This window comes from Agrobacterium bohemicum (assembly GCF_002896715.1).
GTDB classification, from domain to species: domain Bacteria; phylum Pseudomonadota; class Alphaproteobacteria; order Rhizobiales; family Rhizobiaceae; genus Agrobacterium; species Agrobacterium bohemicum.
Map to the genome: position 1 here is coordinate 738,515 of NZ_PGEL01000028.1, position 13,758 is coordinate 752,272.

Here is a 13,758-nt window from a genome sequence, read left to right on the forward strand (position 1 = left end):
AAGATTATTTCAGAATCCGCGGAACTTCATAGCTGGATTTGCGTCAATATAGGCAGGTCGTTGGCGTGTGCGTTCGACCGCATCAATTGACGCAAGAGGAACGGCCATGCTGAAGTGGGCTCTTATATTTTTCGTAGTTTCGCTGATTGCCGGTGTATTCGGCTTTACCGGAATTTCAGCGGCGACGGCGGGCATCGCTCGCATCCTGTTCTTTATCGCCGTGGTGGTCTTCGTGATCTTCCTGGTGCTGGCACTGATGGCTGGACAGGCAATCCTCTAAGCTGAAGACTATGACGGNAAACGGCGGGNCCCACGGTCCGCCNTTTTTTGTCGCGCTGCGTTTACGCCGTCCAGCCGCCATCGATCACATGTGCCTGTCCGGTGGTNAAACCAGCCTCATCCGAAGCCAGATACGTCACCAGCGCTGCGATCTCTTCCGCTTTGGCGATGCGGCCCATGGGTTGGCGGGCGATGAAGTCTGCAAGGGCCTGTTCGTAGTTGCCTGTTGCGCGCAGACGTTCATGCAGAGACGGGCTGTCCACCGTGCCGGGGCAGATGGCGTTGCAGCGAACGCCCTTGGTGACGAAATCCGAGGCGATGGATTTGGTCAGGCCGATAACCGCCGCCTTGGATGCGGTGTAGGCGAAACGGTTCGGCACGCCTTTTACGCTGGATGCCACGGACGACATGTTGACGATGGCACCCTTGCCGTGGTCCAGCATGGCGGGAAGAAATGCCCGGCAGGTGCGATACATGGCCTTGACGTTGAGGTCGAAGGAAAAGTCCCAGTCTTTCTCATCGCAGTCGAGAATGGTGCCGGAATGGACGAAGCCAGCGCAATTGAACAGCACATCGGCGCGGCCGATCTCTGTTGCCAGAGCCTTGACAGCATCGGCATCGAGAACGTTGAGGACGCGGATTTCGGCATGTGTCAGAGTGGCAAGTGCCGCCTCGTTGATATCCGTCGCGATGACGCGCGCGCCAAGTTCGATGAACCTTTCCGCCGTGGCACGGCCGATGCCCTGCCCCGCAGCGGTAATGACGACTGTCTGGCCAGTGAAATCCTGCGCCATATGTTTGCTCCTCCCACCCTTAAGGGCATGTATCCAGTCGAATACGGATCGACAATTCATATGTAAACAGTGTATTTATATGGCGTCAAGTCAACTCGGTGGCGGTCGTTGTTCATCCGCACCATGCAGGAACCAGATGATCGAAGACGATAGCGATAAATACCGCGCGCCTGCCCTGGACAAGGGACTGGATATTCTGGAGCTTCTGGCCAGCACCGATGGCGGGCTGACGCAAGTGGAAATCGCAAAGGCCATTGGCAAAAGTCCCAACGAGTTCTACCGCATGCTGGACCGCCTTGTTCGCCGGGGTTATGTGGAGCGGCAGGATGGCGACCGGTTTTTCCTGACCTTGAAACTGTTCGGCCTTGCCCATTTTCATGCGCCGCTGCGCAGGCTTGTGTCCTTTGCGGCCCCTGTGATGCGCGACTTCTCCAACCGGGCGAGACAGGCCTGCCATCTGGCCGTTTATGATCGCGGCGTCGTAGCAGTGATCGCCCAACAGGATTCCTCGACTTACTGGGCGCTGTCGATCCGGGTCGGGGCCCAGATGAGCCTGTTCAACACCGGCTCCGGCCATGTGCTCCTCGCTTTCCAGACGGAGGCGCAGCGCGACATCATGATTGCCGAGCAGATACGCGGCGGTGACGAGATATCCGTGCCGGAAGGGCTGCTTGAGCGTTTGGCGCAGATCAGGACCGATGGCTACGAGAGCATGAACAGCCTTCAAACCGCTGGCGTTCGCAATATTTCCGCACCCATATTGACGCTTGATGGCACGGCGCTTGCGGTCGTCACCTGCCCCTACATCACGCCATTGAACAGCGATGCGCCGAGTGCTGAGGATTGTGTGGAGCTCATTTGCGATGCTGCCCGCAAAATCTCGGAAGTGGCTGCCGGACAATAAAAAACGCGACCGGCAGGGGACCGATCGCGTTTTCTTGACTGGAGGTATTATACTTCAATAACGAGCAACTATCGCGAAGGTTCCAGAATTATTTAAGCGGCCAGTTGCTTGCGAATGATACCACGCAGGGATTCGAGATCCTTGGCGAACTGGCGAATACCTTCCGACAGCTTTTCTGTTGCCATGGCATCTTCATTGAGGTGCCAGCGGAAGGCCTTCTCGTCGAGAGACTGCAAGGGCTCAGCCTTGGCATCATCAGCAGAAAGCTTGCGCTCCAGAGTGCCGGTGTCCTTTTCCAGCTCTTCCAGCAGCGCCGGGCTGATGGTCAGGCGGTCGCAACCGGCCAAGGCTTCGATCTCGCCGACATTGCGGAAGGAAGCGCCCATGACGACGGTGGCAATGCCGTTGGCCTTGTAATAATTGTAGATCTTGCGAACGGAAACGACGCCCGGATCGGTCTCAGCCGTGTAGTCCTCACCGGTGGACTTCTTGTACCAGTCAAGAATGCGCCCGACGAAAGGCGAGATCAGGAATGCTTTTGCTTCCGCGCAGGCAATGGCCTGTGCCTGCGAGAACAGCAGAGTCAAATTGCAATCGATGCCTTCGGCCTGAAGCACTTCGGCCGCCTTGATGCCTTCCCAGGTCGAGGCGAGCTTGATGAGAATGCGATCCCGCTCGATGCCGCGCTCCTTGTAACCGGCAATGATCTGATGTGCCTTGGCGATGGACGCCTTGGTATCGAAAGACAGGTCGGCGTCTACTTCGGTCGAAACGCGACCTGGAACGAGTTCGACAAGCTTTGCACCGACGGAAATCGCCAGCCGGTCCGCAATCGCGCTGACCACTGCATCGGAATCACCACCCTGCTTCTTACCCCAGGAAACGGCTTCTTTCACGGTATCGGCAAACATCGGGGTGCCAAGTGCCTTGAGAATGATCGATGGATTGGTGGTGCAATCCACCGGCTTCAGTCGAGCGACCGCCTCGATATCGCCGGTATCGGCGACAACCGTCGTGATTTTACGGAGCTGGTCAAGTTTGGATGTCATGCTGATTGATCCTCGTAATCTCTGGAAAACCGTTTCAGCCGGGTTTCGTTCCTGCCGCTCGCCTGTGTGCGATACCGGAACCAAGCTGTTTTCTCATTGTTAAGTATCGCGCAGCGCCAATCACAAAGTCAAGACATTTGCGCAATGCAATTGACATAAGTTTCACGCCTGCCATAGTGACGGCTTCCTCCAAGCATGGCGAAAACAGTGGCGAAACTGCGAAGAGACACCCACACAGCCTATTCGGAAGCCGCATCTTTGCGGCTGCGGGCGGCGTGGCTCTATTACAATCAGGGCATGACACAGAAGGACGTGGCGGAAAAACTCGGCATCAGCCGCTCCACCGTCATCCGCCTTTTGGACGAAGCCATGAAGCGATCCGAGGTGCAGATCTGGATCAATGAAGGCATCGAGGACTACGTCGAACTCGCCATCAAGCTGGAGGCCGCCTACGGACTGGATGAGGCGATCATCATCCCCTCTGCTTCTGCCAAAGCAGAAGACATCGCCAAGGCCGTCGGTCTGGCACTCGGCCAGTTCCTGTCGGAAGCCGTGCCTGACAATGCCACTATCGGCGTCGGCTGGGGCCGCACCATGACCGCATCGCTCTCCAGCTTCCGCCCGCCGCGCCGCGAAAACTGCAAGGTCGTATCGCTGTTAGGTGGCATCGTCGCCGTGCACCAGACCAATCCGCTGGATTACACGTGGCGTCTGGCAAGCGCGCTCGGGGCGGAATGCTACATGTTCCTTGCGCCGTTGCTGGTGGACTCGGAAGAGACGCGCCGCGCTCTGATCGAAAAATGCGGGTTGAACACGCTGTTCGAACTGGCAGAAAATCTCGACCTCGCCATTGTCAGCTGCGGCGATATCGGACCGCATTCCACATCGCTTTCGGAAGGCTTCATTTCCAAACAGACCCATGATGAGCTGGTGGCAGCAGGCTGCGTCTGCGACACCATGTTCAACTTCATCGATGCGCAGGGACGCTCGGTCGATCACCCCATCAACCAGCGCGCCATGGCGATTGGTTTGGACACGCTGAAGAAGGCAAAACACATCGTGCTGGCCTCCGGCGGCGCCCACCGCGCCACCGCCATCCGCGCCACCATCAATCGCATCGGCTGCAACACGCTGATTACGGATGAGGCGGCGGCAAGGGCGTTGCTGGAGTTGGGAGAAACGACCCCGTGACCGACATCAGTCAGAAAGAGCAGTGGGCCATTCGCACGCGCCGTGTTGCACGAACAGAACCTGGATGTCATCGCCCAAAATGGCATAGGCAATAATGTAGGGCGTGCCCGATATGACGAGTTCTCGCGTGCCCTCGATCTCCCCTCTCCGTCCGATGAACGGATTGGATGAGAGAAGGTCTCTGGTCGTCTTGTGAATGAGGCGGACGATGCGGGCCGCCGCCCGAGGGTTCTGTTCGGCAATATAGTCGCCGATGGTGGCGAGTTCTCTCAGATATCGCTTTGTCCAAACGAGGCGCACAAACAATCAAGCCTGATCGTAACGGTTCAAAACCTCGGCAATATCCTCTTCGCTGGCGAAATTTCCNTTTACGGCGTCGTCCAAACCCTCTTTCACGCCAGTGATCCACTGCTCCTGCCAAGCGATCGATCGACCGTGGGCAAGAGCTTCCTCAACGATTTGGCTTCGTGTCAAGCTGCTCTTCGCCGCAACCAGATCGATACGGCGGTCAATGTCGTCGGAAAGTTGGATCGTGCTTTTCATATGCTTTCCATGGGTTTCACACGGCAGATGTGAGTTTCATATCCTATATCACATGCGCCGCGACCGGATCAAACCTTACCCGTTTCCCAGCCCAGCATAGCGCGTTTGCGGGTTAGCCCCCAGTGGTACCCCGTCAGCGCGCCACTTTTGCCCACCGCCCGGTGGCAGGGGACGACGAAGGAGATGGGGTTGGCGCCGATGGCGGCACCGACGGCGCGGGATGCCGTGGGCTGGCCTATATCGTTGGCGACGTGGGAATAGGTGACGGCTTTGCCCAGCGGAATTTTCAGGAGGCTCTGCCAGACCCGGACCTGAAAATCTGTGCCAAGCAGAACCACCCGCAGAGGCTGTTCGCNTTTCCATTTGGCAGGATCGAAGATGCGGGATGCGTAGGGGGCGGTGGCGGTACTGTCTTCTATATAATCGGCATTGGGCCAGCGGCGCGACATGTCCTCGAAGCAGGCTTTTTCTTCACCCGCATCAGCAAAGGCGCATCCGGCCAGCCCGCGATCTGTGCTCATGATGAGCGCCAGACCGAAGGGAGACGGATGGAAACCGTAACGGATTTGCAGGCCTGCACCCTTGGCTTTCCATTNCCCCGGCGACATGGCTTCGTGGGTCACGAACAGGTCATGCAGGCGTCCGGNNCCGGACATGCCGACCTCGATGGAGGCTTCCAGCAGCGGCAACCGCTCTTGCCCCAGCAGCCGCTTGGCATGATCAAGCGTTACCGCTTGCAGAAACGCTTTTGGAGAAAGTCCGGCCCAGCGGGTGAAGGNTTTCTGCAATTGCGTAGGGGATTGCGAAAGCTTCGCCGCGATGGTTTCCAGTGATGGCTGATCGCGGTATTCCACCGTCAGAATTTCAATCACCTGCCGCACCGTCTCATAGTCAGAGCCAACGGGCGTGATGTCTTCCTTCAGCATGATATTGGCGTTCATGGCGTATCTCCTTGGTAGACACAAAACCACGGGGCTTCACCTATCTCCACCCGTTTCTTGCTCGACCAGCTAGATTTTCAACCGAACCGTCGCGAGCGCACCGCGAAACGCCTTGGCAAAACTTTCGCGATCATCCGGATTGAGGAAGGAGCCGATGTCGGTCACCCGCCCCTCACCTGAAACATGCATGGAGGTTATGCCGATATCATCACGGCGCTGAACCTGAAAACGAGCCCAGAACGGGTTGAAGCGGTGTTCTACCATGCGGCCTGCCGGGGAGAACTTGCGGATGGAGAGATTGGTGCGCGACACGACCACTTCTTCGCGTGCTTTGGCAGCCCTGTAGTTCGCGCGGAAGGCAACATAGAGCAGGAGAAAATCGAGACCCAGAAACAGCCCGATCGGCCATGCGCCTGTGACCATGAAGAAGACGCCGTAGAGAAGGCAGACGGCGCCTGTCAGAACGAGAAGAATGCGAAAACCCTTGCGCCCGAGGGAGCGATGAGGAACAAGTTCCGCTGCAAAAACCGGCTGCTCGTTTACCCTGTCCACGTTGCCGTCCTCAATAGCGCGAAACCACAGCTGACCATGACAATTGCCAAGAAGAAATCCAGCACCCAAATCCTGAAAAAGTCAAATACGACATCTCGTCGCAAGCCGGCGCGCGTCAAGACACTCTATTCGCAGGATGAACTCAAAGAGATTTTCCGCCGCTTCTCGATTCAGCGACCGGAGCCGAAGGGGGAGCTGGAACATTCCAACCCGTTCACGCTGGTGGTGGCCGTCGCGCTTTCGGCGCAGGCAACCGATGTTGGCGTCAACCGGGCAACGCGCGGCCTATTTGAGGTGGCGGATACGCCGGNAAAGATGCTGGAACTGGGTGAAGAACGGCTGATCGGCTACATCAAGACCATCGGTCTTTATCGCAACAAGGCAAAGAACGTCATCGCGCTCTCGCAGATGCTGATAGACGATTTCGGTGGCGAGGTGCCGCGCACCCGTGAAGAGCTGATCCTGCTGCCGGGTGTTGGGCGCAAAACCGCAAATGTCGTGATGTCGATGGCCTTCGGCGTTCCGACACTGGCGGTGGACACGCATGTGTTTCGCATCGCAAACCGGCTCTGTCTCGCGCCGGGGAAAACCCCGGATGAGGTCGAAGACCGCTTGGTGCGAATCATTCCAGATGAGTATCNTTTCCACGCTCATCACTGGCTGATTCTGCACGGGCGCTACTGTTGCAAGGCGCGAAAGCCGGAATGCGAGCGTTGCGTGATTGCAGATTTGTGCAAATCACCGGNAAAAACCTGTGATATTCCAGCCCCGCTGGTCGAACTACCGGCCCAGTTGACGGGTGAATGACGGATCGCGGCGGCTGATGGATTTGTGCAGATGCACCATCAGCGACGCGGCAAAAAGCGGCGTCAAAAGGTTGAGAAACGGCACGGCGAGGAAGGCCGCAATCACCAGACCGGCCATGAAAACCGTCGTGCCGTGCTTCGAGCGGAAGGCGCGCGCATCCGCAGGTGTGCGGAAGCGCATGGCCGCAAATTCGAAGAATTCCCGACCCAGCAAATAGCCGTTGACCAGAAAAAACGCGACGAGATTGACGCCGGGAACCAGAAGCAACATGAGCGCAATCAGGTTGCCTAGAATGACGATGCCGAAGAACTTCAGGGACGACGGAATGGCCTGTGACAGCGGCATGGCCGTGCCTTGCGGATCGTTGGGATAATCTTTCNTTTCAATGACTTCGGCTACATCATCCAGAAACAGACCGGCAATCACGGCGGTGACCGGCGAGATCAGCAAAGCCAGGGCGAGCGCAAGCCCGATGCCCGCAATGATGGCCAGAATAAAGCTCATCCAGCCCGCCCATTCCGGCATGCTGGGAACGAGCGAATCAAGCCATGGCAATGCAAGCCAAATGAAGATGCCACGGATGGCAAACCAGAGGCCAACAAGCACCAAAATCGTCAGCCCGAGGCACTTCCAGAACACCGACCGTGTCTCTGGAGCNAAAAGATTCCTGAAAGCATCTCGCGCTGCATCAAAAATCATTCGTTGCCTCCCTTTTGGCTGATTTACAGGCGACGCGGAATCGCTCGCAGGTGGATGTGGACATAGGGACCTACAGGATCTCCGACAAGAATCCACCGGTCTCCTGCAAAGAAAAATTTCAACCCGCCATTTTGCACTTGAAGGAAAGCAACTACTAAACTATAAAAACAAACAGGCAAAAAGTGGTATATTCTCGTCGGAGTGGGGATCAACGGGATAACACTTGGCCTTTTGTACAACCTAGTCGTCACGAATGGCAGCGGGAAATCTCGCTTGAGTACCATCGTCCGCTAAAGACAAGAAAAAGAGGCGTCGTTGGAAAAATTGCTGATCGATCTCACCCGTTCGCTCAAGACAGGTACGCCGTCTGAGCGAAGAATTGCNAAATACCTTATTGAGCACCTGGCCGAACTGCCGTTCGAAACGGCTGCAACACTGGCAGAGAAACTGAGCCTGAGCCCGATGACCGTTGGTCGTTTTCTGCGGTCACTCGGCTACAGACAGCTCAGCGATATTCGCGAACATCTGCGCGACGAATCGCACGTCTCAGAAACAGCAGCTGCAGCAGCGCAGGAAGCACCGCAGACACCGCTTTCATCGTTGATGCTGCAACAAATTCAGGCGGTCCAGGCGGTCTATGATCTGGCGGGACAGTCCGTGTGGAAAACGGCGCTCAACAACATTGCCGAAAGCAAAAAGGTATTTGTGGCTTCGTCCGCCGAAAGCTTTGGCATATGTCGCTACTTTTACACCAAGCTTCTGGAATCACGTGAGAGCGTTCACTATTTGCAGCGTGACGGCGCGACATACATCTCGCTGATGGATGAGCCCGTTGAAGGCACCCTACTGATATTGATGGACTGCGGTGGCAACCTTGCGGCTTTGCAGCGTTTGGCGAAGATGGCCATGAAGGCTGGCTACAAGACGGTGCTGATCACCACCCGGTTTTACGAGTGGGGACCTGATAGTGCGGACATCTGTCTGACCATTCCGTTGAGCCAGAATGGTGGGCATAGCATGCTGCAACTGGTGGCGATCACCGAGTTCATGCTTCACTCGCTATCACAGAAAAGCGAAACCGGACGCAAAGACCGGAACCGCCGCATAGGCGATATGCAGCGCGCGCTGAATGGCTGAATGACTGAGAGCGGCGCAAGCGCCGCTCCTTTTTGCCGTCAGATGGCTTCGAGTTCAGCGCGATGGCGGTACATGGCGAGAAAACGCTGATAGTCGCGCTCGTAACGCTGTTTGCGTTCGCCACTCGATATTGTCTCTTCACCAACAGAGTACATGGCGGCACCGGCAGCCGCGAGCCCCTTATGTACTCCGCCCGCAGAGGCCGCCGCCATGGCGGTGCCAAGCAGCACCGCATCTGCGGTGGCAGGAATGACGATGCGNTTTCCGGTGACATCGGCGTAAAGTTCCATCAGCAGCGGGTTGTGCACATGGCCGCCGGTGACGTGCAGCGTTTCAACCCTGTAGCCAAAGCCCTCCATGGCATCCAAGACGTGCCGGGCGCCAAGCGCGATGGACACAGCGGTGCGCCAGTACAGACGGCAGAGGCTGTCGAAAGACGTGTCGAGCGTCAGCCCGCTGACGACGCCACGCGCATGCGGATCGGCCAAGGGCGAGCGGTTACCGTGGAAGTCCGGCAGGACATGCAGGTGATCGGCAAAACCTTCACCTTCCGCGCGACGTAAATCCAGCACCCGTTCCACAATGCGGGCGTGGAGTGCAGATGTCGGCTCGCCGCCTGCGGCATGCATGCGCACGACGTGGTCCAAAAGCGCGCCGGTGGCCGATTGCCCGCCTTCCACCAGCCAGTGGCCAGGCAGCACCGCCTGCCAGTATGGCCCCCAGAGGCTGTGGCCGGGCATGCGTTTCGGTGTCAGCGTCACGAGGCAGCTGGACGTCCCGGCAATCAGCGCGACATTGCTGCCGACATCCGATTGCAGGCTACCGCCGAGCGCTCCGAGCGCACCCGCGTAAGCATCGATCATGCCAGCTGCGACTTCGCATTCGGTATCAAGCCCAAGTTCTTCAGCGGCTTGCGCCGAGAGCTTGCCGACGCTCTGGCCGGGCGCAACTGTTTCTGTGGGCAGGTTGCCGCGCTGGAGAAGATCGCCAATGCCTGCCAGCTCCAAATAGTCCTGGCTCCAGCCCTGNCCCTCATGCGCCAGAAAATTCCATTTGGCGGTCAGTGTGCAATTGGAACGCTTCACGCTACCGCTTGCCTTCCATGTCAGAAAGTCGGCGAGATCGAAGAAATATCCGGCTTTGGACCAGCTTTCCGGGAGATGCTTCTTCAGCCACATCAGCTTCGGCATCTGCATCTCAGGCGAAATCGATCCGCCTGCGAAATCCAGCACGGGATGGCCGGAGCTGCTTAGAAAATCTGCTTCCGCGATGGCACGATGATCCAGCCAGACGATGGTGTCGAAGCGGTCGTCGCCTGACGTGGACACCGTAACCTGCTGACCTTGCGGCCCACGAACCACCAGCGAACAGGTGGCATCAAAACCGATAGCCGCAACCGCAGTGGCCGCAATACCGGCATCGGCCATGGTCTTGCGCACGGCAATGCAGACGGCGTTCCAGATATCTGCGGAATCATGCTCTGCGTGATTTTCCTTCGGCCTCTGCATGAGAATGGGGTGGGTTGCACGCGCCATCAGCCTGCCGCTCGCATCGAAAACGCCAGCGCGAGCGCTGCCCGTGCCGACATCGACAGCAACAAGATGTTGACGCATCAAGCTAAATTCCCATCCCTTAATCGCGACCATTGCGCATGGTTGCAGACAGCACCGATACCTTTAAATCCGCGCAGTTTGATCGGCCACAAGTTGGACCAAATCCGGCATGGCGTCAAACATCAGATCAGGTTTCAGGCTGGCAATATGGTCACGAAATGCCGGGAAACGGGCATGCGAGCCGCCGGTAAAGGCAAACACCCGCATGCCAGCTGCTTTCGCAGCGGCAATTCCGGCAGGGCTGTCCTCGATGACGATGCAGTCTCTCGGCTCCACCTGCATCTGATCCGCCGCATGCAGGAAAAGATCGGGCGCTGGCTTGCCGTTTTTGACCATCGTAGCGCTGAAAATATGGGGTTCGAGCTTGTCCAGGAGGCCGGTGAGGCCCAGCGAATAACGAATGCGCTCCGGTTGGCTGGACGACGCGACGCAGCGCGGCACCGTGATGCGATCCAGCGTTTCTGCCATGCCCTCAATCGCTTTCAACTCGTCGCGAAAGCGCTGGAAGAGTTCACTGCGCATATGCTCGAGAAAGTCGATATCGGTCTCGACACCATACTCCTCCCACAACGTCGCCGTCATGCTGGTCACACTGCGACCTAGGAAGCGCTGATAGGCTTCCTCTTCGGTGATCTGGACGCCCTGATGGGCGACCATGTCGATCAGCACCGCAATCGAAACCGGCTCGCTATCCACGAGAACGCCGTCGCAATCAAAGATCAGCAGAGGCGCGTTTCCGGTTTGCATGGCACATCTCTTTTCGTCAACTGACGAGTTTGTTTTGCAGGTAAAGCTCAATCGTTTCTGCCGTACCCTTCTCCCACAGCGTCTTCAAGGCATGGGAGAAGCGTTTGCGGAACAGTTCGGANTTTGCGACATCGCCAAAGATATCGTCAAGGGCGAGAAACGCCATCGGATCGTCCTTCGCCTTGATGGCGGCAGCCTGCAGGCGCTCGGCGCTGGCATCGTTGAACACGATCTGCGCGCCGCTGTCTGATGTGCCTGCAAAATACCTGCACCAGAGCGCCGAGACCAGCGAGAGACCGACGATATCATCGCCCTTTTCAAGACGATCCGTCGTCGATGGCAGAATGAATTTGGGCTGGCGGTTGGAGCCGTCCTGAGCAAGGCGTGGGATCGTGTCGCCGATCTTGGGGTTCAGGAAGCGGCGCTCGATCAGGCCGAAATACTCGTTGAGATCGGTATCCGGCACCGGCGGAATGATCGGGATGATCTCTTCCTTCTCCAGCTTCGCCAGAAAAGCGCGGATCAGCGGATGCTCCATCGCCTCATGCACGAAGTGGATATCGAGAAGAGCTGCGGGATAGGCAATCGCCGCATGGCCACCGTTGAGGATGCGGATCTTCATATGCTCATAGGGTGCGACTTCGGGCACGAATTGCACACCGACCTTTTCCAGCGCGGGACGACCTGCGGGAAAATTGTCTTCCATGACCCATTGCTTGAACTCTTCGCAGAAGACCGGCCAGTTGTCGTCAATGCCGAAATCGTCGCGGGCGATATCGCGCTCGCGCTGACCGGTGGCAGGCGTGATGCGGTCCACCATGGAATTGGGGAAGGAGACGTTATCGCTGATCCAGTTGGCGAAATCAGGATCGGAGAGCGCAGCAAGCCCGACGACTGCGTTTTTCGTGACCTTGCCGTTGTGGGGAATGTTATCGCAGGACATGACGGTGAAGGGCTGGAGGCCTTTGTCCTTGCGGGCCTTGAGGCCAGCGACGATCAGACCGAAAACAGTCTTGGGTACCGCCGGGTTGTTGCCGTCTTCGGTAATGGCCGGATGCTGGGGATTGAACGCGCCAGAGGCGTCGATGAAATAGCCGCCTTCGGTGATCGTCATCGAGACGATGCGAANTTTCGGGTCGGCCAGCGTATCGATGATGACCGCGGTGTCGCCGATCTTGAGAATGTCGATCATCGGTCCGGTAACGCGTGCGCTGGTGCGGTTGTTATCCTGCTCCACCACGGTTGTCAGAAAATCCTGGCTCGCCAGCTTCTCGCGCATCACAGCATCTGATGGCAGAACGCCCGCGCCGACAATGGCCCAGTCGTGATCGGCGCCTGTGTTGAACAGATCGTCCAGATAGATCGCCTGATGGGCGCGATGGAAATTGCCGACGCCGAAATGCACGATGCCAGCGGAAAGGTCACTGCGCGAATAGGACGGAACAGCCGCCGTCGCTTTCGCCTGTTCAAGCGTGGCGAGCGAGAGTTTGAATGTCATATGGCCAGGCCCTTGCTGTCGAACTTGTGGATTTTGGTGTCATCGGGCGTGAGGTAGACGGTATCGCCGTGCTGGCAGGCGAACTCGCCGCCTGCGCGCGCCGTGACCATGCCGATGTCATCGACATTGATGTGGATGAAGGTGTCGGAACCCAGATGTTCGGCCACCGTGACCTTGCCCTGCCACAGACCGCTTTCCTTGGACAGCAGCAGATGTTCGGGGCGAACACCGACCGTATCGCCACCCTTTGCGGCAGCGTAGGCGCCCTTGACGAAATTCATGCGCGGCGAGCCGATGAAGCCTGCGACGAAGAGGTTGCGCGGCGTCTTGTAAAGCTCCATCGGAGAGCCGACCTGCTCGATATTGCCGCGATTGAGCACGACGATCTTGTCAGCCATGGTCATGGCTTCCACCTGATCGTGGGTGACGTAAATCATCGTCGTCTTCAGCGTGTTGTGCAGCTCGGAGATTTCCAGCCGCATGGTGCCGCGCAAGGACGCATCGAGGTTGGATAGCGGCTCATCGAACAGAAACGCCGATGGCTCGCGCACGATGGCACGACCGATGGCGACACGCTGGCGCTGGCCGCCTGAGAGTTGCGATGGGCGACGGTCGAGATAATCGGTGAGGTTCAGAACGGCTGCTGCATCATTGACCTTCTTGTCGATGACGGCCTTGTCGAGCTTGGCCATTTTGAGCGGAAAGCCGATATTGTTGCGCACACTCATATGCGGATAAAGCGCATAGGACTGAAACACCATNGCAAGCCCGCGTTCTGCCGGTGCCTTCTCGCTCACATCCTTGCCATCGATGATGATCTGCCCGCCGGTGACATCCTCAAGCCCTGCAATGAGGCGCAGCAGCGTGGACTTGCCGCAGCCGGATGGGCCAACGAAGACGACGAACTCGCCATCCTTGATATCAAGATCGATAGACGGAATGACCTTGGCTTCACCAAAGACCTTGGAAACGTTTTTAAGGGAAATGCTGCCCATTTTCTTGTT

15 protein-coding genes are annotated in these 13,758 nt (G+C 57.6%); 5 read left to right on the forward strand and 10 right to left on the reverse strand.

The genetic code is table 11. The features are described 5' to 3' along the window. Nucleotides 1–106: 106 nt before the first annotated feature. Nucleotides 107–280, forward strand: coding sequence for a DUF1328 domain-containing protein (locus CUC55_RS22170; protein WP_077105863.1), 174 nt, complete (start codon nt 107–109; stop codon nt 278–280). 61 nt (nt 281–341) lie between these two features. On the opposite strand, the gene CUC55_RS22175 is transcribed toward CUC55_RS22170, so the two are convergent. Next, nucleotides 342–1,073, reverse strand: a complete 732-nt coding sequence (locus CUC55_RS22175; protein WP_103089144.1) for an SDR family oxidoreductase — start codon at nt 1,071–1,073, stop codon at nt 342–344. 136 nt (nt 1,074–1,209) lie between these two features. Between CUC55_RS22175 and CUC55_RS22180 the strand changes: the two genes are divergently transcribed. Beyond that, on the forward strand, nt 1,210–1,977 hold the full coding sequence (locus CUC55_RS22180) for an IclR family transcriptional regulator (RefSeq protein WP_067651125.1): 768 nt from the start codon (nt 1,210–1,212) through the stop codon (nt 1,975–1,977). Between the two features lie 92 nt (nt 1,978–2,069). Here CUC55_RS22180 and tal read toward each other — a convergent pair whose 3' ends face one another. Beyond that, nucleotides 2,070–3,026, reverse strand: coding sequence for a transaldolase (tal, locus tag CUC55_RS22185; protein ID WP_067651129.1), 957 nt, complete (start codon nt 3,024–3,026; stop codon nt 2,070–2,072). 207 nt (nt 3,027–3,233) lie between these two features. Here tal and CUC55_RS22190 point away from each other — a divergent pair, with 207 nt between their 5' ends. Beyond that, a complete protein-coding gene (locus CUC55_RS22190; protein WP_067651132.1) occupies nt 3,234–4,217 on the forward strand; it encodes a sugar-binding transcriptional regulator in 984 nt (327 codons plus the stop codon). Between the two features lie 6 nt (nt 4,218–4,223). On the opposite strand, the gene CUC55_RS22195 is transcribed toward CUC55_RS22190, so the two are convergent. From CUC55_RS22195 to CUC55_RS22210, 3 genes are all read right to left on the reverse strand, one after another. Then, entirely contained in the window at nt 4,224–4,517 is a 294-nt protein-coding gene (locus CUC55_RS22195) for a type II toxin-antitoxin system RelE/ParE family toxin (RefSeq protein WP_067651395.1), read from the reverse strand. Between the two features lie 311 nt (nt 4,518–4,828). After that, nucleotides 4,829–5,701 carry a methylated-DNA--[protein]-cysteine S-methyltransferase gene (locus CUC55_RS22205; RefSeq protein WP_103089147.1) on the reverse strand — a complete coding sequence of 291 codons (873 nt, stop codon included), beginning with the start codon at nt 5,699–5,701 and terminating at the stop codon, nt 4,829–4,831. Nucleotides 5,702–5,770: 69 nt separating this feature from the next. Then, nucleotides 5,771–6,253, reverse strand: a complete 483-nt coding sequence (locus CUC55_RS22210) for a DUF2244 domain-containing protein (RefSeq protein ID WP_103089148.1) — start codon at nt 6,251–6,253, stop codon at nt 5,771–5,773. A gap of 36 nt (nt 6,254–6,289) precedes the next feature. On the opposite strand from CUC55_RS22210, the gene nth reads away from it, so the two are divergent. Continuing rightward, nucleotides 6,290–7,060: an endonuclease III gene (gene nth, locus CUC55_RS22215; protein ID WP_103089149.1), complete on the forward strand. Its 771-nt coding sequence runs from the start codon at nt 6,290–6,292 to the stop codon at nt 7,058–7,060. Here nth and CUC55_RS22220 read toward each other — a convergent pair. Then, on the reverse strand, nt 7,034–7,759 hold the full coding sequence (locus CUC55_RS22220; RefSeq protein WP_103089150.1) for a sulfate transporter family protein: 726 nt from the start codon (nt 7,757–7,759) through the stop codon (nt 7,034–7,036). The genes nth and CUC55_RS22220 overlap by 27 nt on opposite strands. Nucleotides 7,760–8,083: 324 nt before the next feature. On the opposite strand from CUC55_RS22220, the gene CUC55_RS22225 reads away from it, so the two are divergent. After that, complete coding sequence (locus CUC55_RS22225) at nt 8,084–8,896, forward strand: MurR/RpiR family transcriptional regulator (protein ID WP_425352908.1); 813 nt, start codon at nt 8,084–8,086, stop codon at nt 8,894–8,896. Between the two features lie 38 nt (nt 8,897–8,934). Here CUC55_RS22225 and CUC55_RS22230 read toward each other — a convergent pair whose 3' ends face one another. The 4 genes from CUC55_RS22230 to CUC55_RS22245 form a co-directional block, all read right to left on the reverse strand. After that, nucleotides 8,935–10,509, reverse strand: coding sequence for an FGGY-family carbohydrate kinase (locus CUC55_RS22230; RefSeq protein ID WP_170063934.1), 1,575 nt, complete (start codon nt 10,507–10,509; stop codon nt 8,935–8,937). Nucleotides 10,510–10,572: 63 nt separating this feature from the next. Further along, nucleotides 10,573–11,256 (reverse strand): HAD family hydrolase, encoded by a 684-nt coding sequence (locus CUC55_RS22235; protein ID WP_067651150.1) that lies wholly within the window; start codon nt 11,254–11,256, stop codon nt 10,573–10,575. A 16-nt stretch (nt 11,257–11,272) separates the two neighbouring features. Then, complete coding sequence (locus CUC55_RS22240) at nt 11,273–12,754, reverse strand: mannitol dehydrogenase family protein (protein ID WP_103089151.1); 1,482 nt, start codon at nt 12,752–12,754, stop codon at nt 11,273–11,275. After that, nucleotides 12,751–13,749 carry an ABC transporter ATP-binding protein gene (locus CUC55_RS22245; RefSeq protein ID WP_067651156.1) on the reverse strand — a complete coding sequence of 333 codons (999 nt, stop codon included), beginning with the start codon at nt 13,747–13,749 and terminating at the stop codon, nt 12,751–12,753. Before CUC55_RS22245 ends, CUC55_RS22240 begins: the two co-directional genes overlap by 4 nt. Between the last annotated feature and the right edge of the window lie 9 nt (nt 13,750–13,758).